This window comes from Dorea longicatena, assembly GCF_024168045.1.
GTDB lineage: Bacteria > Bacillota > Clostridia > Lachnospirales > Lachnospiraceae > Dorea_A.
This window is the reverse complement of sequence record NZ_CP100126.1, coordinates 1,663,995-1,687,619: the sequence shown is the minus strand read 5'-3', so window position 1 is coordinate 1,687,619 and position 23,625 is coordinate 1,663,995. Positions and strand designations below refer to the sequence as shown.

Annotated in this window: 22 protein-coding genes; 21 read left to right on the top strand and 1 reads right to left on the bottom strand. The window is 41.8% G+C overall.

Going from position 1 to position 23,625, the window contains the following annotated elements; translation table 11 throughout:
- Positions 1 to 114 precede the first annotated feature (114 nt).
- From NKF87_RS07975 to NKF87_RS07905, 15 genes are all read left to right on the top strand, one after another.
- Positions 115 to 432, top strand: coding sequence for a sugar transferase (locus tag NKF87_RS07975; protein WP_330642814.1), 318 nt, complete (start codon positions 115 to 117; stop codon positions 430 to 432).
- 20 nt (positions 433 to 452) lie between these two features.
- Positions 453 to 818, top strand: a complete 366-nt coding sequence (locus NKF87_RS07970; RefSeq protein ID WP_253583394.1) for a hypothetical protein — start codon at positions 453 to 455, stop codon at positions 816 to 818.
- Positions 760 to 1,125 carry a GNAT family protein gene (locus NKF87_RS07965; RefSeq protein ID WP_330642813.1) on the top strand — a complete coding sequence of 122 codons (366 nt, stop codon included), beginning with the start codon at positions 760 to 762 and terminating at the stop codon, positions 1,123 to 1,125. The genes NKF87_RS07970 and NKF87_RS07965 overlap by 59 nt, the downstream gene beginning before the upstream one ends.
- Before the next feature lie 16 nt (positions 1,126 to 1,141).
- A complete protein-coding gene (locus NKF87_RS07960; protein ID WP_253583393.1) occupies positions 1,142 to 2,248 on the top strand; it encodes a glycosyltransferase family 4 protein in 1,107 nt (368 codons plus the stop codon).
- Between the two features lie 130 nt (positions 2,249 to 2,378).
- A complete protein-coding gene (locus tag NKF87_RS07955; protein ID WP_253583392.1) occupies positions 2,379 to 2,765 on the top strand; it encodes an acyltransferase in 387 nt (128 codons plus the stop codon).
- Positions 2,716 to 3,120, top strand: a complete 405-nt coding sequence (locus NKF87_RS07950; RefSeq protein WP_253583391.1) for a hypothetical protein — start codon at positions 2,716 to 2,718, stop codon at positions 3,118 to 3,120. Before NKF87_RS07955 ends, NKF87_RS07950 begins: the two co-directional genes overlap by 50 nt.
- A gap of 97 nt (positions 3,121 to 3,217) precedes the next feature.
- Positions 3,218 to 4,156: a DUF2971 domain-containing protein gene (locus NKF87_RS07945; RefSeq protein WP_253583390.1), complete on the top strand. Its 939-nt coding sequence runs from the start codon at positions 3,218 to 3,220 to the stop codon at positions 4,154 to 4,156.
- Between the two features lie 141 nt (positions 4,157 to 4,297).
- On the top strand, positions 4,298 to 5,242 hold the full coding sequence (locus NKF87_RS07940; RefSeq protein WP_253583389.1) for an aldo/keto reductase: 945 nt from the start codon (positions 4,298 to 4,300) through the stop codon (positions 5,240 to 5,242).
- A 33-nt stretch (positions 5,243 to 5,275) separates the two neighbouring features.
- Positions 5,276 to 6,454: a putative hydroxymethylpyrimidine transporter CytX gene (cytX, locus tag NKF87_RS07935; protein WP_253583388.1), complete on the top strand. Its 1,179-nt coding sequence runs from the start codon at positions 5,276 to 5,278 to the stop codon at positions 6,452 to 6,454.
- 201 nt (positions 6,455 to 6,655) lie between these two features.
- Positions 6,656 to 8,656: an FAD-dependent oxidoreductase gene (locus NKF87_RS07930; RefSeq protein WP_253583387.1), complete on the top strand. Its 2,001-nt coding sequence runs from the start codon at positions 6,656 to 6,658 to the stop codon at positions 8,654 to 8,656.
- 178 nt (positions 8,657 to 8,834) lie between these two features.
- Positions 8,835 to 10,454 carry a phosphotransferase gene (locus tag NKF87_RS07925; protein WP_253583386.1) on the top strand — a complete coding sequence of 540 codons (1,620 nt, stop codon included), beginning with the start codon at positions 8,835 to 8,837 and terminating at the stop codon, positions 10,452 to 10,454.
- 142 nt (positions 10,455 to 10,596) lie between these two features.
- Positions 10,597 to 11,073 (top strand): methylglyoxal synthase, encoded by a 477-nt coding sequence (locus NKF87_RS07920; protein ID WP_006427320.1) that lies wholly within the window; start codon positions 10,597 to 10,599, stop codon positions 11,071 to 11,073.
- A 219-nt stretch (positions 11,074 to 11,292) separates the two neighbouring features.
- Complete coding sequence (locus tag NKF87_RS07915) at positions 11,293 to 12,822, top strand: sodium:solute symporter family transporter (RefSeq protein WP_118224333.1); 1,530 nt, start codon at positions 11,293 to 11,295, stop codon at positions 12,820 to 12,822.
- A 195-nt stretch (positions 12,823 to 13,017) separates the two neighbouring features.
- Complete coding sequence (locus tag NKF87_RS07910; RefSeq protein WP_253583385.1) at positions 13,018 to 15,006, top strand: 2-isopropylmalate synthase; 1,989 nt, start codon at positions 13,018 to 13,020, stop codon at positions 15,004 to 15,006.
- A 167-nt stretch (positions 15,007 to 15,173) separates the two neighbouring features.
- The gene (locus NKF87_RS07905) at positions 15,174 to 15,605 is read left to right on the top strand and encodes a hypothetical protein (RefSeq protein ID WP_028085856.1); all 432 of its coding nucleotides are present in this window, start codon (positions 15,174 to 15,176) and stop codon (positions 15,603 to 15,605) included.
- 50 nt (positions 15,606 to 15,655) lie between these two features.
- Here NKF87_RS07905 and NKF87_RS07900 read toward each other — a convergent pair whose 3' ends face one another.
- Positions 15,656 to 17,020 carry a peptide MFS transporter gene (locus tag NKF87_RS07900; protein ID WP_253583384.1) on the bottom strand — a complete coding sequence of 455 codons (1,365 nt, stop codon included), beginning with the start codon at positions 17,018 to 17,020 and terminating at the stop codon, positions 15,656 to 15,658.
- 393 nt (positions 17,021 to 17,413) lie between these two features.
- Here NKF87_RS07900 and NKF87_RS07895 point away from each other — a divergent pair, with 393 nt between their 5' ends.
- From NKF87_RS07895 to NKF87_RS07870, 6 genes are all read left to right on the top strand, one after another.
- Positions 17,414 to 18,025, top strand: coding sequence for a hypothetical protein (locus tag NKF87_RS07895; RefSeq protein ID WP_118309994.1), 612 nt, complete (start codon positions 17,414 to 17,416; stop codon positions 18,023 to 18,025).
- Positions 18,026 to 18,263: 238 nt separating this feature from the next.
- The gene (locus tag NKF87_RS07890) at positions 18,264 to 19,703 is read left to right on the top strand and encodes an acyl-CoA carboxylase subunit beta (RefSeq protein ID WP_118309992.1); all 1,440 of its coding nucleotides are present in this window, start codon (positions 18,264 to 18,266) and stop codon (positions 19,701 to 19,703) included.
- A gap of 14 nt (positions 19,704 to 19,717) precedes the next feature.
- A complete protein-coding gene (locus tag NKF87_RS07885; protein ID WP_330642764.1) occupies positions 19,718 to 20,503 on the top strand; it encodes an OadG family transporter subunit in 786 nt (261 codons plus the stop codon).
- A gap of 21 nt (positions 20,504 to 20,524) precedes the next feature.
- Positions 20,525 to 20,899, top strand: a complete 375-nt coding sequence (locus tag NKF87_RS07880; protein WP_006427330.1) for a biotin/lipoyl-containing protein — start codon at positions 20,525 to 20,527, stop codon at positions 20,897 to 20,899.
- 44 nt (positions 20,900 to 20,943) lie between these two features.
- Positions 20,944 to 22,098: a sodium ion-translocating decarboxylase subunit beta gene (locus tag NKF87_RS07875; RefSeq protein ID WP_006427331.1), complete on the top strand. Its 1,155-nt coding sequence runs from the start codon at positions 20,944 to 20,946 to the stop codon at positions 22,096 to 22,098.
- Between the two features lie 26 nt (positions 22,099 to 22,124).
- The gene (locus NKF87_RS07870) at positions 22,125 to 23,540 is read left to right on the top strand and encodes an oxaloacetate decarboxylase subunit alpha (protein ID WP_117597378.1); all 1,416 of its coding nucleotides are present in this window, start codon (positions 22,125 to 22,127) and stop codon (positions 23,538 to 23,540) included.
- Positions 23,541 to 23,625: the final 85 nt, after the last annotated feature.

Sequence of the window (23,625 nt, the reverse complement as noted above, 5' to 3'; positions counted from 1 at the left end):
AGATCAGAGGTTCTTTTTTTATACTGTTTTTGAGGGTAATTGCTTGGTGTTGTGCTGAAAAATTTTCTCTGAAAAAAAGTTGTTTCTACCTTTACATCAGGAGGAGATCTTTCAATTATAGGTCCTAGACCGTTGCTTATTGAATATCTTCCTTGGTATACAGAAACAGAAAAACATCGTCATGATGTAAGACCGGGATTAACTGGATGGGCACAGGTTAATGGAAGAAATACTGTTAATTGGGACAGAAGATTTGAGCTTGATGTAGAATATGTTAATAATATTTCTTTCAGGTTTGATTTGAAAATTTTTCTTATGACAATTCAAAAAGTTATTAAGAGAAGTGATATAGCTGAAGATACGAGAATTGTTGAGGGAAATTTTGCTGATATTAGAAAGAAAAAAGTGAAGATTGAGAAAAAAGAATTTTAAACAATACGAGGAGAGATAGCATGAATTTATTAATTTTAAGTTCAGGAACAAGAAATAAAATTGTTCAATATTTTAAGAAAACATTAGCGGGAGAGGGAAAAGTTATCTGTACTGATATGAGTGAATTGGCTCCTTCTATATATGAAGCTGACAAATATTATATAGTTCCAAGAATGACAGATCCAGGATATTTAGAGATCATTCTTGATATTTGTAAGAAAGAAAAAATAGATGGAGTTTTAAGCCTCATTGATCCGGAATTATCATTATTAGCTGAAAACGAAGATAAGTTTGCTGCAGTAGGTACAAAAGTTATCGGATCAGCATATAAGCTTTGCCTACGTTATCTATACAAGGTGTCGACGACATGTTTTCAATTCTGGTAATAAAAACGATTATTATGTTATTTTTTATTATACTTATCCGGAATATAGAGGGTATGGATATGCAAATATTTTAATGAAAACATTATTTAGACTTATTGATGATAATAATGATTTTTATGAGTGTATAGCAATAAATAATTTTGCTTCAATTCGTGCAGCAGAAAAAATAGGATTTAAAAAAGATGGCTTTGTAAAAAAAAGTAAGTATTTACACACATTATCAAGAGTTAAAGAAAGTTCAACATTATTATATAAATATAATAGAAATACTAATAGTTCAGATATGAAAAAAGTTAATGAATCATAAAAGAATGGGACCAAAGATGAAAATTTTAATTATATGTAATTCGGCTTCAGGGCTAGAAGTTTTCAGAGGGATGTTAATAAAAAGATTAATAAAAGAGGGAAATACTGTAAGTTCGATTATTCCTGTAGCTGCTGAACAGAAAGAATTAAATGCAGAAAAAGAAATAGAAAAATGGAACTGCAAATTAATACGGATTCCTATGGAAAGAAGAGGAATGAATCCTATAAAGGATATTAATTTATTAAAATCATATTATAACATTATAAAATTAGAGAAACCGGATTTTGTGATTACATATACAATTAAACCTAATATTTATGGTGGATTTGTAAGTAGAATTCTAAAAGTGCCATATGCAGTTAATATTACTGGACTTGGTACTGCATTCCAGAGTGATGGAATGTTGAAACATATGGTCACTGTCATGTACAAGATTGCTCTAAAAAAAGTGAAGATTGTATTTTTTGAAAACAGTGAAAATAGAAATCAAATTGTAAATTACGGAATCGTTCCATTTGAAAAAACTCAAGTTCTTGCTGGAGCAGGTGTTGATTTAGAACATTTTCAGTATATTGAATATCCAGAGGAGTGTGAGTGTACAAGATTTTTATTTATTGGGCGGGTAATGAGAGAAAAAGGCATTGATGAATTATTTGAAGCAATGCGACGTCTAAAACAAGATGGATACAACTGTTCATTGGATGTTTTAGGAGGATTTGAAGAAAATTATTCTAGTAAAATAAAGAAATATGAGGAAGAAGGATGGCTACATTATCAAGGATATCAAGATGATGTAAGACCGTTTATCGAAAAATGTCACTGTTTTGTACTTCCATCGTGGCATGAGGGTATGGCAAATACAAATTTGGAATGTGCAGCAAGCGGAAGACCAGTTATTACATCCAATATTCATGGCTGTCTTGAAGCAGTAATTGATGGGAAAACAGGCTATCTTGCCGAAAAGAAAAGCGCAGATGATTTGTATAAAACGATGAAGAAATTTATTCAACTTTCATATAAGGAACGAAAAGAAATGGGATTAGCAGGCAGAAGACATATAGAGGATGTTTTTGATAAAAAAAAGGTAGTTGAGGAAACTATGAGTTATTTGAAAAATGAGTAAGAGTATGGAAAGGCTTAATAATGGTAAAGATAGGTTATTTGATGGCAAAAGTAAAAGAAAAAATATTTCATAATCATGAGATACTGTACGATTATTATCGTTGCGTGGGGTGAAAATAGGAAAGGATTGTTTGCTTTGTTCTTCACCGATGACTAGAGAGCCATATTTAATTAATATAGGCAATAATGTAACAGTTTCTACTAACGTTACATTTGTTACACATGATAATAGTATAAAGCTTTTATATCCTGAAAAATCGGATGTTTTTGGGAAAATAGTTATAGGAAATAATTGTTTTGTAGGTGAAAATGTCACAATTCTTTATGGTGTTACTTTAGCTGATAATATAATCGTTGCAGCAGGATCTGTTGTAACAAAATCTTTTAGCAATTCCAACATTATAATCGGTGGAAATCCTGCCCATATTATAAATACATGCTATTATTGTTTTTGCGGTGGGATATTGCATGGTGTATTCTTTTCAAAAAGATTTAATCGAAAAAAACAGAAGAAATAAAAGAAAAGAACCAAAAAAGAATTTGTCAAGGAAACACAAATACAGATGGAAAAATAAAGATTACCAGTTGATAGGGTGGCTGCTTATCATTGTGGCGATTGTGTTCTATGGAGCATATGTTAACTGGCAAGGAATCCAGAACGCACAAAAACAGGAACTATTTTTGACTACTAGGATAGACAATGATACATATATAGTAGTTATGACCGATGGAGATGAAGCAATTTTAGAAAAAGACAGGACGGGGAAAGATGGAAAGTTGAAGATTTGCAAGGATAAATATATGAAAGTAGATTGTAAAAATCTTTTGCTGGAAAAAAAGAAATATAGAAGGGCCATTGGGGACGGGGAATAGTAGCTTTTTATCTGTCCCCAGTGGTATTTTAAATGCACAAAATATACCATAATAGTATAGCAGCAGAACAGCAGAACACAAAAGCGAGGAACATAACATGTCTAAATACAAACACATAGATGATTTCATCAAAATCCCACAACTAAATAACAACGACCGGTTATTCCATTACACCTCGGCAGCAGGGGTAAAAGGCATAACCGACGGTGAATTCTGGATAACAGAGAGTCATTTCTTGAATGACAGCACGGAATTTACGATTGGAACAGATATTTGCATGGAAATACTGGAAAAGCATATGAGAAATCCCAGAAGACTTTTGTATGCGAAAGATCTGTTGATGGAACAAATGCGAAAATATTATAGAGAAGAGCAAGAAGACACTGTATCCGGATCGGCAGAAGGCAGCTATGTTATTTCCTTTTGTACAAGCGGTGACAGCCTGTTGATGTGGTCGGAGTATTCGGATTTCATGGGATATTGCATGGAATTCGAATATGGAAAATTGAAGGAAACATTTCAGGAACATTGCGGGAATGACAGCACGTTATTTGATGGAAAAGTGATATATGATCATGATGAACAGATTGAATTACTGGAAGATACTATAGAACGGCTGCTGTTATCGGATGGAGAAGATTATAAAACCATTTATGGCTGGGATGATCTGGATAGCGCAGAAGAAGAGGATGTCAAATTATTTGTAGATCATATCTCAGTGATCTGCCTGTTGTATAATATGTTCTTCAAAAAGGAATGTTTTGCACAGGAGCAGGAATATCGCATGGTGTTCCTCTGTGTACATAAAAGAGAGCATCAAGTGCCGGAAAATAGCATTCCGGTGGAATATCGGATAAAAGATGAAGTATTTATTCCGTTTATAAGAATGAAGCTTGGAGATATAAGCTGTTTAAAATCTGTTTGCGTTGGGACGAAGAATACAAGTGATCTGGCGGTTAAGGGATTGCGGCATTATTTTGGAAGCAGAAATCTGGAAGTGCATGTGAGAAAGTCGGAGATTCCGCTGCGGTATTGACAGTCGTTGGAGACGGGAACGGGCGAGCTTGGAAGAAAGCATTCAGCTCTTGAGTCATAAAAAGTTTTCTGATATCATTATTCTAAATATAAAAATGATAGATTGACAAAATGAGCGAAAAATGAAACGGAGATGAAGAAAATGGAATATACAGAATTTGGAAAGACACAGCTTCGTGTATCCAGGATGTGTCTTGGTACATGGGGAATCGGAGGTGCCGGATGGGATTCTTATTCCGACGAAAGCCGGATGGATGCGATCAAGGCAGCAGTAGATTGTGGAATCAATTTTATTGATACGGCACCTGCCTACAACGGAGGCAGGGCAGAACAGTATATCGGAGAAGTTGTGCACAAACTTGGCGTCAGGAAAGAAGTGATCCTGGCTACCAAGTGTGGAAATGAATTTATTAATGGAAAATATGTACGCTGCGGGTCGGCAGATAAGATCATGCGGGAATGCGAAGAATCACTCCGAAATCTGAAGACAGATTATATCGATGTATATCTGGTCCACTGGCCGGATCCGAATGTTCCGATGGAAGAGACAATGGATGCGCTTAATACACTGAAAAAGCAAGGAAAGATTCTGCATATCGGAGTATCGAATTTTACAAAAGAACAGATGGAAGAAGCAGAAAAATATTGTGCTATAGAAGCATATCAGCCACAGTATTCTATGCTAGATTGGAAATGGGAGCAGCTGATCCGGTGGGCCTGTGCTCAGGAAATGGGAGTTATGACTTATGGAACGCTCGGAGGAGGCATTTTAACCGGAAAATACAGAGAACTCAAGGAATATGGTGTGGATGATAACCGAAACCGGTTTTACCCATATTTTAAAGAACCGTTGTTTTCAAAAGTAATGCTTCTTTTAAGAACAATGGATCAGATCAGTGAGGAACGAAATGTTCCATTGTCGCAGATTGCATTGAACTGGACCTTGCAGAGACCTTTTATTTCTTCTTGTATTATAGGAGCGCAGAGCCGTGATAAAATTGAGGAGAACTGTAAGGTATTTGAGTGGAAATTAAGCGATGATGAGATGCAGCTGCTGGAACAGGCTTTGAAAAAGACTATTATATAAGACTACAAAGGAAGACGAGGAGGAATAAACATTATGGAAGAGAAGCGTACCGGCTTATTTGAAAACGGTCTGATCTGGTTCGGCGCAGGGGTTTCGATCGCAGAGATCCTGACCGGAACATACCTGGCCCCGCTTGGCATGGGAAAAGGACTGGCGGCAATCATAGTAGGACATATCATTGGTTGTCTGATGCTGTTCCTGGCAGGAGTGATCGGCGGAAAAGTCAGAAAGAGTGCAATGGAGACTGTAAAGATGAGCTTTGGACAGAAGGGAAGTATCCTTTTTGCGGTCCTGAATGTGTTGCAGCTTGTCGGCTGGACTGCGATCATGATCTATGACGGGGCACTGGCAGCAGATGGTGTGATGCATACCGGCAGATGGATTTGGTGTCTGGTGATCGGAGCATTGATCATTCTGTGGATTGTGATCGGAATTACGAATCTGGGCAAGATCAATACCGTTGCGATGGCAGCATTATTTATCCTGACACTGATTCTGTGTAAGGTGATATTTACAGGAAGCGGGGCGGGAACACCGTCTGACGACAGTATGACATTTGGAGCAGCAGTAGAGCTTGCGGTTGCAATGCCATTATCGTGGTTGCCGCTGATCAGTGATTACACAAGAGAGGCGAAGGAGCCGGTGAAAGCAACTGCAGTCAGTGCGGTTACATATGGAATCGTAAGCTGCTGGATGTATGTGATCGGAATGGGAGCTGCTATCATTACCGGAGAGTATGACATTGCACAGATCATGTTAAAGGCAGGTCTTGGCATCCTGGGACTTCTGATCATTGTATTTTCAACAGTTACAACCACTTTCCTGGATGCATACTCTGCTGGAATCTCCAGCGAGACGGTTGTAAGCAGATGGAACGGAAAGCATGTTGCTATCGTTGTGACAGTGATTGGAACGGCCGCAGCAATTGTATACCCGATGGATAATATAACGGATTTCCTGTATCTGATCGGTTCTGTATTTGCACCGATGATCGCTATCCAGATTGCTGACTTTTTCCTGTTAAAACAAGACAAGAGCAGTCGGGCAGTATATGTGCCGAATATGATCATCTGGGTGATTGGATTCGTTGTGTACAGAATTCTTATGAATGTAGATATGCCGGTAGGAAATACATTGCCGGATATGGTGATCACGATCATCCTGTGTCTGATCGCCGGGAAATTAATACCTGAAAAAAATCAGAAAAAATAAAAAAGTTAAGAAAAATGGCCGCTGTACCGGTAGTGAATAATCTGCTGGCGCAGCGGCCATTTTTTATGATTAAAATTCATAGACAAAATCTATCAACTTTCATAAAAATACTAATTTGTCTTTTATTTAACAAAATCATATAATCAAATTATAAAGAAATGCAAACAAATACAATCATATTTTTATGGAGGTTAATAAACTATGAAAAATAATTTTCCACACGTATTCAGCCCTCTTACGATCAGAGGTATGACACTCAAAAATCGTGTTGTAATGATGCCTATGGGAAGTGATTTCGCCGGACATGATGGGGAACTGAGCGACGAACATATCAAATATTATGAGCTGCGTGCACGTGGCGGCACAGGGCTTATCATGGTTGAAAATGTCTGTGTAAAATATCCGGAAGGATCAAACGGAACGACACAGCTGCGTCTTGACAAAGACTGCTACATTCCACGCCTTTTTACATTAACGGAAGCCTGTCACAGACAGGGGGCGCTGATGGGGATTCAGATCAATCATGCAGGTGCGTCTGCGATGAGTTCCAGAATCGGTATGCAGCCGGTATCTGCGTCGCGTTTTCCGTCAAAAGCCGGTGGAGAGATTCCGCGCGGACTTTCGAAAGAGGAGATCACAAGCATTGCAAAAGATTATGGAACCGCTGCAAAGAGAGCAGTCAATGCCGGATTTGATGTTGTAGAGATCCATGCCGGACACTCTTATCTGATCAGCCAGTTCTTATCGCCTACTACAAATGACCGTACAGATGAATTTGGCGGATCTGCCGAGAACCGTGCCCGTTTCTGCCGTATGGTCATTGATGAAGTCCGTAAGGCTGTCGGACCAAGAGTTCCAATCTCTCTGCGTCTTAGTGTAGACGAGCTTGTCGAAGGTGGTAATACGGTAGAAGATTGCCTGGAATATCTGGAATACCTGAACGATGAAGTAGATATCTACGATACTTCAGCCGGATTAAATGCTTCTATCCAGTATCAGATCGATGCGAACTATCTGGAAGATGGATGGCGTTCATACATGGCGAAGGCGGTTCGTGATAAATTCGGAAAGCCGACGATTGCGATCGGAAATATCCGTGATCCTAAGATCGCCGATGACATCCTTGCCAGAGGTGATGCTGATCTGATCGGTATGGGACGTGGACTGATCGCCGATCCTGACTGGTGTAATAAAGCACAGTACGGGGATGTATGTGATATCCGTAAATGTATCTCTTGTAACGTCGGATGTGTCGGCAACCGTATCGGCGGTAACAAACCGCTTCGCTGTACGGTCAACCCGGATCTGATAGGCGGAGAAGCTTATAAAAAACAGAAAGTAAATAAACCATGTAATGTCGTAGTTGTAGGTGCCGGAACTGCCGGACTGGAAGCTGCATGTACAGCTGCTGAAGTTGGATGTAAAGTTACGTTACTGGAGAAAGAGAAAGAAGCAGGTGGTCTGTCGGTAGAGATCTCTAAGATTCCTGCGAAGAAGAGACTTGCGGATTTCCCGACTTATCTGAAATACCGTGCATCAAAACTTCCGAATCTGACGATCAAAACAGGAGTAGATGCAACGGTCGCAGAGATCAAAAAATACACCCCGGATCTTGTTGTAAATGCGACTGGTTCGGTACCGCTCCTTCCACCGATCGAAGGACTGCATGACAATCTTGGAAAGAAAGATGCCAGCGTGTATTCTATCAAAGATATGATCGCAGCTGTTAAGAACTATCCGGAAGACATGACAGGCAAGAAGGTTGTTGTTGTCGGAGGTGGTGCGGTAGGACTTGATGTTGTTGAATTCTTTGCCCCGCGCGGTGCAGAGACAACCATCATCGAAATGATGCCGGTTATCGGAAACGGACTGGATGCATCTTCTACATCAAGTATGAAAGAATGCATGGAAAAACATCATGTAAGACAGATGGCGAATACAGCCCTGCAGAAAGTAAATGCACATTCCTTCCTCGTAAAATACGATGGAAAAGAAGAAGAACTTCCGTTTGACTATGGTTTCGTATGTCTCGGAATGAGAGCGAATGCCCCGATCTGGAATGATATTCAGGAAGCTTTTACAGGTGAAGATGTGGAAGTCCTCAACATTGGTGATTCTGTACGTGCGAGACGTATCATTGACGGAACGGATGCCGGACGCCATATGGTATTGAATACCCTTGAAAGATTGAACTATCTTTAAAATATGTCCCTAAAAGGGAACCCCTTTCCAATATAAATATAAATACAAAGAAGCTTCGGAGAATCCTGCTACCTGTGATTCTCCGAAGCTTTTTGTGAAAATAACTATCTCCGGGTCCACTTCTATGATATGATATAGTATAACTGATCAATAAAAAAACAATTGGGGGAAATACGTAATGAAAAGTTTGCTGATTCTCGGTGCAGGCGGATTCGGCCGGATGGTAGCGGAGACTGCGCAGGCACTGGGGTATGAAAAGGTTGTATTTTTGGATGATGCGGTGAAGGATGAAGCGGTCATCGGAATGTGCTGTGATTATGAGATCAGGCATAAGGAGTATCCGGTGGCAGTAGCAGCATTTGGAAATAACAAGATGCGTCTGTACTGGACGGATAAATTGCTGGAAGAAGGGTATGAGGTACCGGCAATCGTGCATCCGTCTGCAGTTGTAAGTCCGAGTGCGGTGCTAGAGCCGGGCTGCTTTGTGATGCAGAGAGCGGTGGTAAATACCAATACCCGGATCGGGCGTGCGGTGCTGGTGAACAGCGGGGCAATCGTAGATCACAATTCAGTGGTATGTGCCGGAGCGCATGTCGGACTGGGAAGTGTTGTAAAGTCAGACTGTACGATCGAGAGCGGACGCAAAGTGGAGGCAGGAGAAGTGATCTTCTCAACCAGAAGGAAGATCGAGGGTGTGGACAGCCGGAGTCTGGAAGATGCCGTGTACGCATTTGGTTTCGGGCAGCAGTGCAGTTATGTGAAGCCGTTCGGAGAAGGCCACATCAATGAGACTTATGCAGTCTATATGCCGGGCGTAGATGGAAAGGATACGCCGCTCTATGTTTTGCAGCGCATCAATATTAATGTATTCAAGAACCCGGATCAGGTAATGGCGAATATATTCGGCGTTACGGAGTATCTGCGCGGTATGATCCGTGAGGCAGGCGGAGATCTGGACAGAGAGGCATTGTCTTATATTAAGACAAAATCAGGAGAGAGCTATTTTGAAGATGCGGACGGACAGCCATGGCGCTGCCTGCATTATGTACCGGATTCTGTGTGCTATCAGATGGTGGAGAGACCGGAACAGTTCTATCAGTCGGCACTCAGCTTTGGCCATTTTCTGAAGCAGCTGGGGGATTATCCGGCCGAGAGTCTCTATGAGACGATTCCGAAGTTCCACGATACGGTGAAGCGTTTCCATGATTTCAAAGACGCACTGCGGAAAGATGTGAAGAACAGGGCAAGACTTTGCCGTGAAGAAATAGAGTTTGTACTGGCACGCGAGGATGACTGCAGTGTCCTTATGAAGCAGCTTGAGGAAGGAATACTTCCGCTCCGTGTGACGCACAACGATACCAAGCTGAATAACATTTTGTTTGATAAGAATACAGGAGAGGGACTGTGCATCATCGATCTGGACACGATCATGCCGGGACTTGCGGCAAATGATTTTGGTGATTCCATCCGGTTCGGGGCATCGACAGCAGAAGAAGATGAGAAGGATCTGAACAAGGTGCACTTTGATATAGAGCTTTACCGCATCTACGTGAAAGGGTATCTGGAGATGGCGAAGGATGTACTGACACCGGCGGAGAACGCCAGTCTTCCGTGGGGAGCGAGACTTATGACACTGGAATGCGGCATGCGTTTTCTTGCTGACTTCCTCCAGGGCGATGTATATTTCAAAACAACTTATCCGGAACACAATCTTGTTCGGGCAAGAACACAGTTCAGGCTTGTAAAAGAGATGGAAGAACAGTTTGATCAGATGCAGGAAATCGTTGAGACGTTCTGAAAGTGAGAAAAAATTGTTGGAACTAAAATACAATTTAATTTTCAGTTTAAAGTTGACAGATAATAAAATGCATTTTATTATAAATATAAGTTTGATATATAAAGATAACGAAGAGAGTTAAAACGGAAGGAGAATTCAACAGATGTTAAACGATAATTTTGTAACATTTGAAATTGGAAAAGCAAAGCATATCGCACTCGTTGCCCATGATGGTAAGAAAAAAGAACTGATCGAATGGTGCGACAAGAATAAGGAAATCTTAAAAGGTCATTTCTTATGTGGTACAGGTACAACCGCACGTCTGATCGCAGAGAAGACCGGGCTTCCGGTAAAGGGATATAACAGCGGCCCGCTTGGAGGAGATCAGCAGGTCGGAGCGAAGATCGTAGAAGGACAGATCGACTTTATGATCTTTCTGTGGGATCCGTTAGAGGCACAGCCGCACGATCCGGATGTAAGAGCATTGTCCCGTATTGCCGTTCTTTACGATATCCCTACAGCTAACAATCTTGCAACAGCAGATTTCATGCTGAAGTCTGAATTTATGAATTCTACATATGAAAGAAAGGTAGAGAACTTTAACAAGACCATTCAGGACAGAGTGGAGAAGATGAAATAGAAGCTAAAGAGCAGCTGCGCATTCCGTAAAAAAAAGGAATCGCAGCTGTTTTTTGGCTTTTATATGTTTCTTTTATATTTCTGCAAAATAAGATTGACATACGGTATCATCTGTGCTATTCTAACACTACAAACTTTAACACTTTAAAGCGCAACACTTTAAAGCAGATTAGCAAAGCGATAAGTAAAAAAGAAATGAGGAAAGTAGAGGAGAAAGGTTATGGCGATGAAATTATTGATGCTGGTGATATTTTTTGCAATTATGGTATCGGTTGGCATCTATGCAAGAAAGCATGCGACAAGTGTAGACGGTTATGTATTAGGGGGGAGATCGGTAGGCCCGTGGCTTACGGCATTTGCGTATGGTACGTCATACTTCTCAGCGGTTGTATTTGTAGGATATGCAGGTCAGTTCGGATGGAAATACGGTCTTGCGTCGACATGGATCGGAATCGGAAATGCGATTATCGGAAGTCTGCTGGCATGGGTGGTACTTGGAAGACGTACCAAGGTAATGACACAGCATCTGAATTCCAAGACGATGCCGGATTTCTTTGGTGAGAGATATGGAAGTAAGGCGCTGAAGATTACGGCTTCAGCGATCGTATTCATATTCCTGGTGCCGTATACAGCTTCTGTATACAATGGATTGTCAAGATTGTTTGGAATGGCATTTAACATTCCTTATAAATATTGTGTAATCGGAATGGCAGTATTTACAGGAATCTATGTTATCCTCGGTGGATACATGGCTACGGCGATCAATGATTTTATTCAGGGAATCATTATGCTGGGCGGCATTGTTGCAGTCATCCTGGCAGTATTAAATGGTCAGGGAGGATTTATTCAGGCAATTAAGACCATGGCAGAGATTCCAAGTGATGTGCCGGTGACAATGGGACAGCCGGGAGCATTTACTTCATTCTTCGGGCCGGATCCGTTGAATCTTCTTGGAGTGGTTATCCTGACTTCTCTTGGAACATGGGGACTTCCGCAGATGGTTGGAAAGTTCTATGCGATCAAAGATGAGAAATCCATCAATACGGGAACGGTGATCTCTACATTATTTGCGATCGTGATCTCCGGAGGATGCTACTTCCTCGGAGGATTCGGAAGACTGTTTGATGCACCGGAACTGCACGATGAGGCGGGCAATATGATCTTTGACGGAATCATCCCGCATATGTTGTCAACACTTCCGGATATCCTGATCGGTATTGTGGTAGTATTGGTATTATCGGCTTCCATGTCAACACTGGCTTCGCTGGTACTGACATCCAGTTCAACGCTGACACTGGATTTCTTAAAAGATAATGTAATGAAAGATATGAGCGAGAAGAAACAGGTACGTACGATGCAGGTGATGGTTGTGTTCTTTATTGTATTATCGGTAGTGATCGCAATGGATCCGCCTACATTCATCGCACAGCTGATGGGAATTTCCTGGGGAGCACTTGCTGGAGCGTTCCTGGCACCATTCATGTATGGTCTCTACTGGAAAGGCGTGACGAGAGCCGCTGTATGGGCCAGCTTTGCGGCAGGTGTCGGGATTACGGTTCTGAATCTGTTCTTCCACTTTATTGCATCACCGATCAATGCAGGAGCAGTTGCAATGGTAGCAGGACTGATCGTAGTGCCGGTAGTGAGTGTGCTTACACCAAAGCTTAAGAAGGACAGAGTGGATGAGATCTTTGCCTGCTATGATGAAAAGGTTACGATCACCAAGAAACGTTCGTTGGAACAGAATTAGTGAAAATAATCTGAAAAATCAAACATATTAAAAAACATCAAGGGAAGTGATTAAAATTATCACTTCCCTTTTGCGTGGGGATATGTTAGGATATAAAAGTATTAAAAATGAACAACAAAGTTGATGAATATTATTGCTGATTTGGCAGAGATGATTTGATTTGAAATATGAGGCAAAAGGAGTGGAGCTTGAATTATGAAGAATTATCAGAAATATGAGAAAAGTTATTTTATGCCGCCGGAGGTTACATATGACTGGGCGAAAAAAGATGCGGTAGAACAGCCTCCGAAGTGGTGCAGCGTAGACTTAAGAGATGGTAATCAGGCGTTGATCGAGCCGATGAGTCTGGATGAAAAGTTGGAGTTTTTCCAGATGTTGGTAGATATTGGATTTAAGGAGATCGAGGTTGGATTCCCGGCTGCTTCCGAGACAGAATATCAGTTTATGAGAACCTTGATCGAAAAAGACATGATTCCGAATGATGTAACGGTCCAGGTACTGACACAGGCAAGAGAGCATATCATCAAGAGAACATTTGAAGCTGTAAAGGGAGCACCTCACGCAGTGATTCATTTATACAATTCTACCTCTGTTGCACAGAGAGAGCAGGTGTTCCGAAAAGATAAAGAACAGGTAAAACAGCTTGCAATCGACGGGGCAAAATTACTTCTGAAGCTTGCAAGTGAGACAGACGGTAACTTTACATTCGAATACAGTCCGGAGAGTTTCCATGGAACAGAAGTGGACTATGCCGTAGAAGTTTGTAACGCTGTTTTGGATGTATGGCAGCCGACAGCTGATAATAAAGCAATCATCAATATTCCTACAACTGTAGAAAACGCAATGCCGCATACATTTGCTTGCCAGTTAGAGTATGTACATAAGCATCTGAAACACAGAGAGAATGTAGTACTTTCCCTGCATCCGCACAATGACAGAGGATGCGGTGTGGCGACAGCGGAGCTTGGTATCCTTGCAGGTGCCGATCGTATCGAAGGTACACTGTTCGGAAACGGAGAACGTACCGGTAACGTTGACATTATTACACTTGGCATGAATATGTATTCCCAAGGTGTAGATCCGGGACTTGATTTCTCGAATATGAAAAAGATCCGTGAGACTTATGAACGCCTGACAAGAATGCAGGTATACGATCGTCAGCCATATTCCGGAGATCTGGTGTTTACGGCATTTTCGGGATCTCATCAGGATGCGATCGCGAAAGGTATGGCATGGAGAGATGAGAAGAAATGTGACAAATGGACGGTTCCATATCTGCCGATCGATCCGAAGGATGTTGGTAGAGAATACGATTCAGACGTTATCCGTATCAACAGCCAGTCCGGTAAGGGCGGCGTAAATTACATCTTAATGCACAGCCACGGAATCAATCTTCCAAAGGCAATGCGTGAAGAAGTAGGATATATGGTAAAAGATGTATCGGATAAAGCACACAAGGAGCTGACACCGGATTGGGTATACCAGATCTTCTCAGATCATTATATTAATACAAAATCCATCTTCCATATCGACGAGTGCCATTTTAAACAGGTAGATGGAATCACTGCGGAAGTGACGATCAATCATGCAGGAGAGAGCAAAGTGATCACTTCGAATGGAAACGGACGTCTGGATGCAGTAAGTAATGCAATCAAGCAGTATTTTAACATCAGCTATGAATTATCCTTCTATGAGGAGCATTCGCTTACAAAGGGATCTTCTTCTAAGGCTGTGGCTTATGTGGGAATTATCTGCAACGGAAAGACATTCTGGGGTGTAGGAATCGATCCGGATATTATCAGAGCTTCCATTGAAGCCTTGATCGTTGCGGTAAATAAGATTGAAGAACTTGGGAGTGCTAATGCATGTACGGATGCAAGAATGATCGAGATCATGAATTATGTACAGGCGAATTATATTGACATTACATTAGATGACCTGGCAGAAAAATTCTTCCTGTCCAAACCTTATCTGTCAAAATACATTAAGGAAAAATCCGGAATGACATTTGGGGATCTGGTGAAGAAGATCCGCATGAAGAAAGCGAAAGCACTGCTCAAGAGCAGCAATATGACGGTTGAGAATATTGCAATGTCGGTAGGATATCAGAATGTGGAACATTTTAACAGACTGTTCAAGAAAGCTTATGATATGACTCCGATGCAGTTTAGAAATCAGAAATAGAATATGTAATGAAAAGTGACGGGGATGTGCCGGAAGGTGCATCCCTTTTAAAAGTGCGTAAACGGAAAAATAAAAATATACATATAAAAAGATAGGAATCGAGATGGATTTCATGTATAATAAATAATAGACTTTACAGAAAACATGATTGGGAGGAAGAGATAGAAATGTTAAAGTACATATTGATGATCCTTGGCGGTGTGATTTTTATCGCAGGATACTACTTCATGCAGCAGAATGAAGGCAGGGGGAAGACGATGATGTTCTATTCGTTGTTTACTTATGCCGGACTGACACTGGTGATCCTTTCCGGGGCAAGAGTTCTGGATCCTTTCTTTGAAGGACTCGGAAAGAACGGGGAGATGATCCAGCTGGCAGTAGAAGTTGCCTGCTTTGTAATTGGTGCGGAATTACTTCTGAAGCCTGCGTTCGAAGACCAGAAAGAGATCGGAACAAAGAAGAATATTACACCACGTGGATCCGGAGATTCATTCAGTGCGAAGGCAAATAAGAAAGAAAGCACGAAGAAGACGAAGAAAAATAATAATCAGATTAAAAGAAGTTACAGTACAGGGAATAAAAAATATCGTAAAAAATAAGACTTGCATAAGCAAGTCTTATTTTTTATGTACGGTATTTAATTCACGAATTATTTACCTTCAACCATCTTGTCGAACTTCTTAGTAAATGCTAACATGATAACTCCGCAGGCAACGATGATGATTGTAACAACACCATATGCTTTAACGAAGTCGAAGTTTTCGAGCCAGTTATAAAGTGGTCCATAAGCTTTACCAGCGAAGAAGATGACCAGTGGCCATACACCAAGCATAGTTCCAAGAAGTTTCTTTGGAGCATATTTGCTGATGAATGAGTTTCCAAGTGGTGAGAAGATAACTTCTCCGACTGACATACATACAGAAGCCAGGATGATTACCCAGATACCAACTGGTTTATCTGCACTCTGTCCGCAAAGAACTGCTGCAAGTACCATGGAAGCTGTACAAAGACCAAGTATGATAATACCGATAGCTGTCTTTGTGAACATTCCCCAGTCACCCTGTGGACGCTGTCTCATCTTAGCCCAGATTCCTGCGAATACAGGACAAAGGATGATACAAAGAAGTCCGTTCATTGAGTCGAACCATGCAGTAGGCATCTCGAAGGAACCAATGTTCCAGTTAGCCCATCCAAGTCCTGCTTCTGATACTGGACCGAATTCATAGTAAACAGGCATGTAAGCCATGTACCAGATCAGCCAGAAAATACCAGAGAAGAGTGTTACGATGCAGATAGCAATCACACGGTTTCTCTCAAGTTTGGTAAGAGGTGCATTGTCTTTCTCTTTGTCGGCTTTGTCAACATTTTCAGAACGGTTGTCAACAAGGAATGGTTTCTTTCCGGCTTCGCCGAAGGACTTCATTCCAACGAACCACCATACGCAGTCGATGAACAGGAAGATTCCACAAACCAGGAACATAGTACGGTATCCAGCGCTCTTTCCAACAAGTGAAAGGAAAGTAGTTCCGCAGAAAGAACCGATGTTAACGAACATGTACTGTAAGTTGAATACAGTGTCGAGTTCGTCCTGATCAGCTAATGGGAAGAGACGTCCGTTAATACCAGATACGTTTCCTTTGAAGAAACCAGTTCCGATAGAAACGAGAATGATCATTGCCCATAACATTGCGATGCCGTTAGCCTCTGTTGCTCTCCATGCACACAGATAACCAAGACCCATAAGGATCTCACCAACAGGAACAAGAATACGAGGACTAATCCAACGGTCAGCGATATATCCACCGATGATAGGTGTGATATAAGTAAATGCTACCAGGTTAGAACTCATTGCAGCACCAACGGATTTGTCAAGTCCAAGACCACCGTTTACTGCTTTGGCTGCGATGAAAATCGCAAGCCCCCATTTAGCAGCGTAGTATGCAAGTCTTTCAAAAGAGAAAGTCAGACAGCACACATAGAAACCAAATGGTAATTTTTTCTTAGTGTTCTCCATGAGATTCACCCTCCAATATGAAATTTTTCTTTGGTTTTAACAATACGAGGAAAACCCCCCTTATGATTAAAACTCTCAACGCAGTTAATCTTATCACAAACCAGACTAAAGTACAACTAATTGTTTAAGAAAAAGTTAAGGTTTTTTATATTTTGTTAGGAATATATATGTTGATATGTAATAAAACGACCATATATAGACGGAAAATGTAAGCAAAAATCACTAAATGATAATAGGAATCAAAAATAAACAGAAGCGGTTATAGAGAAACCCTATAGAGAGAACACATAGAAGAGTTTATAGATAATTTACAAATAATTATAAAGTATTTTCTTGAATAATCAACTATATAAGGATATAATAAGACACAGATTTTGTAAAGGGGAAAATGATATGGCGAATTATTACCGTGTGGCATATAAAGAGTCACAGAATACGTTGAAGCAGATCTGCGAACTTTTCCGAGTGGACAGCAGTGATATTACGATTAAGTTCGTGATGACAGTGATGGGACCGCTTGTGTTCTATTTTATGTGGGAATATGGAAACCCGGGAGGCGGTACGCCGGGAGGAATGACTTTTTTTGTCATTAAGTATATTGTAGTCTGGGCATTGGCATTTGTTGCGGCAGTGATACTGAACAGAACAATCTGGAGAAAGGTGTTATCGACAACGGCGGTCGGGGATGCAGAAGATCAGTTTGACAGACGATGCAGATTGAACGGTGGACCGGTGAGTTCCGAAATCCACTTTTTTGATGATCACTTTGACAGTGTAACTGCGAAAAAGACAAGATCATTTTCGTACAAAGATGTTACCAAGATCCTGGAGACGAAAGAGGCATTCGGTGTAGTTGTGAAGGCAGATCCCGAGACGGTCGGATCGGCGAGAGCGATGATCGGATTTCCAAAGACTGCACTGGAAGGAAACAATACGGACGAACTGGCAGAATTTCTTTTGGAAAGATGCAGGAATATGAAGAGAAAAAAAGTGAAGAAGTTTTAGAATGGAACACTGCAGATGAAAAGGCTATGTGCGTACGGAACAAAGTACGGGGACACATAGCTTTTTATATTTATGCAGGATTTATGCGGGTCGTCAAGTATTTAACAAAAAACAACACAAAGTATTGCGTTAAAGTAGCAAAAACAGTATAATATAATTGGAAAAAATTTGGTTTTACTTTTCAATACAGAAAAAGCAAAAAACCCAATTTGAAATAATGAAAATGGAGGGCTAGACTATGGGCAACATGGCAGCAGGTAATGCAGCAGGTAAGAGAATCAACAGTTTACTTGATGCAGGCAGTTTTGTTGAGATCGGTGGAGCAGTAACAGCAAGAACGACTGATTTTAACATGCAGGAAAAAGAAACTCCGGCAGACGGTGTGATCACCGGATATGGAGTGATCGATGGAAATCTGGTATACGTATACAGCCAGGACGCCACTGTTTTAAATGGCGCGATCGGCGAGATGCATGCAAAGAAGATTTCTAATATCTATGATATGGCAATGAAGATGGGAGCACCGGTCATCGGACTGGTTGACTGTGCCGGATTCAGACTTCAGGAAGCAACAGATGCATTAGAAGCATTTGGAAAGCTTTATCAGAAACAGTCAATGGCTTCCGGAGTGATCCCTCAGATCACAGCAATCTTCGGAACATGCGGCGGTGGACTTTCTATCGTACCGGCTCTGACAGATTTTACATTTATGGAAGCAAAGAACGGTAAATTATTTACCAATACTCCGAATGCAATTCCTGGAAATGACATTTCCAAATGTGATACATCTTCTGCGGCATTCCAGAGCGAGACAACAGGTCTTGTGGACGGAACAGGGTCAGAAGAAGATATCCTTGCAGACATCCGTTCTCTTGTATGTATGTTACCGTGTAACAATGAAGAGGATTCTTCTTATGAAGAATGTAACGATGATCTGAACCGTGTATGTGCAGACCTTGCGAATGCAAAAGAAGACACAGCGATCGCTCTTACAATGATTTCTGATGACAACATCTTCTGCGAAGTGAAGAAAGCATATGCAAAAGATATGGTGACAGGATTCATCAAACTGAATGGTATGACTGTTGGTGCAGTTGCTAATCGTTCGAAAGTATATAATGAAGAAGCTGAAGTGGAGGCTGAATTTGACGGCTCACTTTCTGCTGACGGAGCTGAAAAGGCTGCAGAATTCGTACAGTTCTGTGATGCATTTAATATCCCTGTACTGACACTTACGAATGTAAGCGGATTTACAGCAAGCAAATACGATGAGAAACGTATCGCAAAATCAGCAGCAAAACTTACTTATGCATTTGCAGATGCAACAGTACCGAAGGTGAATGTTGTGATCGGTAAAGCATTCGGAAGCGCTTATGTGACAATGAACAGCAAAGCAGTCGGAGCAGATATGGTATATGCATGGCCGGATGCAGAGATCGGAATGATGGATGCAAACCAGGCAGCTAAGATCATGTATGCGGATGCTGATGCAGCAACCATCAGAGAGAAAGCAGCAGAATATAAGAATCTGCAGTCAAGCCCATTATCAGCAGCGAAAAGAGGATATGTGGATACGATCATCGAAGCAGCAGATACAAGAAAATATGTGATCGGCGCATTTGAGATGTTATTCACAAAAAGAGAGGATCGTCCGGCAAAGAAACACGGTACGGTTTAGAGAGGTGAGGCAAAGTGAAGAAAAAAATAAGCGTATTACTTTGTGTGCTTGTCGCAATGCTCTGCTTTACCGCTTGCGGAAGTAAGAAAGAAAATCTTCAGTATGATAAATCAACGATCACACAGGCAACAGATTTTCTGATCGAGTATTGCAACAGTGCAGATGCAGATACTATCGAACAGTGGAACAAGATGACAGATTTTCAGATTGAGTCCCAGCTGAACCAGGCGGGTGTTCCATTTACAAAAGATAGTTTCCTTGCAGCTCTGGATGCATGGCAGCAGGGAACAAAAGAGTGTGGGGAATATGTAAGCCACGGTGATTACAAATTCGAACCATCCTCTGATGAACTGAAAGTAACGGCCAGTGCAAAATTCAAAGACCGTGATGCAGACATTACATTTGTTTTTGATGAGGACCTTTATCTGGACAGTACAACGATCGATGCACATTACAGCATCGGTGAGATCATGGAAAAAGCAGGACTGAATACAATCCTTGGAATGGGTACCGTATTCGTAATCCTGATCTTTATCTCAATTCTGATCTCCCTGTTCAAATACATTCCTGCACTTGAAGAAAAATTCAAGAACAAAGGAAAAGCAGAAAGCACACAGGAAGCAGCTCCGGCTCCGGCAGCAGTTGCAGCACCTGTAGTAGAAGAAGCATCGAATGATGATGAACTGGCAGCAGTTATTTCCGCAGCGATCGCTGCTTATGGAGCAGAAGCCGGTGGAAGCACAGACGGCTTCGTAGTAAGAAGCATCAAGCGTCGTCCATCAAATAAGTGGCACGCATAATTAATTAGGAGGATGAATTCAATGAAAAATTATACAATCACAGTGAATGGCAATGTATATGATGTAACAGTAGAAGAAAACGGAGCAGGTGCAGCACCGGTTGCAAGACCTGCAGCAGCACCGAAGGCAGCTCCTGCGGCAGCACCAGCAGCACCAAAGGCAGCACCTGCAGGTGGAGCAGGATCCATCGAAGTAAAAGCCGGAGCAGCCGGAAAAGTATTCAAGATCGAAGCAAATGTAGGTCAGGCTGTAAAGAAAGGTGATGCAGTTGTCATCATCGAGGCTATGAAGATGGAGATTCCAGTTGTAGCACCGGAAGACGGAACCGTTGCAAGCATTGATGTAGCAGTAGGCGATGCAATTGATTCAGGCGCTGTTCTTGCTACATTGAACTAACATCATTTATATGGTGTTTATCTAACACGACTGGAGGTTAAAAAATGGAATATATAACGACAACATTAGGAAACCTCGTGCATCAGACGGCGTTTTTCAGTCTTACATGGGGCAATGTAGTCATGATCGCGGTTGCATGTGTTTTCCTTTATCTTGCAATCAGACACGGATTCGAGCCTCTGCTTCTTGTTCCAATCGCATTCGGTATGTTACTGGTTAACATTTATCCGGACATCATGCTTCATGCGGAAGATGCGGCAAATGGAACAGGCGGACTGCTTTACTACTTCTATAAACTGGATGAGTGGTCAATCCTCCCTTCCCTGATCTTCATGGGTGTAGGAGCGATGACAGACTTCGGACCACTGATCGCTAACCCTAAGAGCTTCCTTCTTGGTGCCTCTGCTCAGTTCGGTATCTTTGCAGCATACCTTGGAGCGATGGCTATGGGATTCTCTGACAAAGCGGCAGCAGCGATCTCAATCATTGGTGGAGCTGATGGACCTACCTCTATCTTCCTTGCAGGTAAGTTACAGCAGACAGCTTTACTTGGACCAATCGCAGTAGCAGCATATTCTTATATGTCACTGGTACCGATTATCCAGCCACCGATCATGAAGCTTCTGACAACAGAAAAAGAACGTAAGATTAAGATGGAACAGTTAAGACCTGTTTCCAGGCTTGAGAAGATCTTATTCCCAATCATCGTTACGATCGTTGTGTGTGTAATTCTTCCTACAACAGCACCACTGGTTGGTATGTTAATGCTTGGTAACCTGTTCCGTGAGTCTGGAGTTGTAAGACAGTTAACAGAGACAGCTTCCAATGCAATGATGTACATCGTAGTTATCCTGCTTGGAACATCCGTAGGAGCAACAACAAGTGCTGAGGCATTCCTTAATATGGATACGATCAAGATCGTAATTCTTGGTTTGATCGCATTCGCATTCGGTACAGCCGCAGGTGTACTGTTCGGTAAACTGATGTGTGTTGCAACACATGGTAAGGTTAATCCACTGATTGGTTCTGCCGGTGTATCTGCAGTTCCAATGGCAGCCAGAGTATCACAGAAGGTCGGAGCTGAAGCAGACCCGACAAACTTCCTTCTGATGCATGCTATGGGACCAAACGTTGCGGGTGTTATTGGTACAGCCGTAGCTGCCGGAACATTCATGGCAATCTTTGGCGTAGGAATTTAAGCGATATATAATTAGGAGGAAAGAAAATGGCAGATATAGTAAAAAAACCTGTAGAGATTACAGAAACGATCCTGCGTGATGCGCATCAGTCTCTGATCGCAACTCGTATGACAACAGAGCAGATGCTCCCGATCGTTGATAAAATGGACAAGGTTGGGTATCATTCCGTAGAGTGCTGGGGTGGAGCTACATTCGATGCATCTCTTCGTTTCTTAAAAGAAGATCCATGGGAAAGACTTCGTAAATTCCGTGATGGATTCAAGAATACAAAACTTCAGATGTTGTTCCGTGGACAGAACATCTTAGGATATCGTCCATATGCAGATGATGTGGTAGAATATTTCGTACAGAAATCTGCTGCCAACGGAATCGACATCATCCGTATCTTTGACTGCTTAAATGATCTTCGTAACCTGAAGACAGCAGTTAAGGCTGCAAACAAAGAAAAAGTAGAAGCTCAGATCGCATTATCTTACACTTTAGGTGATGCTTATACACTGGATTACTGGGTAGACATTGCCAAGAAGATTGAAGAGATGGGTGCAAACTCTATCTGTATCAAAGATATGGCTGGTCTTCTGACACCGTATAAGGCAACAGAGCTGATCGGAGCAATGAAAGAAGCTGTAGATCTTCCAATCCAGCTTCATACACACTACACATCAGGTGTTGCTTCTATGACTTACATGAAAGCAGTAGAGGCCGGTGTAGATGTCATTGATACCGCAATCTCACCATTCGCACTTGGAACATCTCAGCCTGCAACAGAAGTTATGGTTGAGACATTCAAGGGAACACCTTATGATACAGGATTAGACCAGAAACTTCTGGCAGAGATCGCTGACTACTTCCGTCCGATCCGTGACGAGGCTCTTGACAGTGGACTCCTTAATCCAAAGAACCTTGGTGTTAACATCAAGACTCTTCTGTATCAGGTACCAGGCGGAATGCTTTCTAACCTGACATCTCAGTTAAAAGAGCAGGGTGCTGAAGACAAGTTCTACGATGTACTTGAAGAAGTGCCAAGAGTACGTAAAGACCTTGGAGAACCACCACTTGTAACACCTTCCTCACAGATCGTTGGTACACAGGCTGTATTTAACGTACTGATGGGAGAACGTTACAAAGTTGCTACAAAAGAGACAAAAGACCTCTTAAGTGGAAAATACGGACAGACAGTAAAACCGATGAATCCAGACGTGATCAAGAAAGTACTTGGAGACGATCCTGAGATCATCACATGCCGTCCTGCAGACCTGATTCCGGACGAATTAGATACACTCCGCAAAGAATGCGAACAGTGGATCCAGCAGGATGAAGATGTACTGTCTTACGCACTATTCCCACAGGTTGCTGTAGACTTCTTCAAGTATAGAGAAGCACAGCAGACAAAGGTGGATGCGACAGTAGCGGATACGGAAAACGGAAGTTATCCTGTATAGGTTTTCGGGGACGTCAAGTGTAGAAGTGCCTGGTCCAATGCGACTTCGGGTGCTTGCAAGGCGTAAGCGAAAAAAAGACGATAAG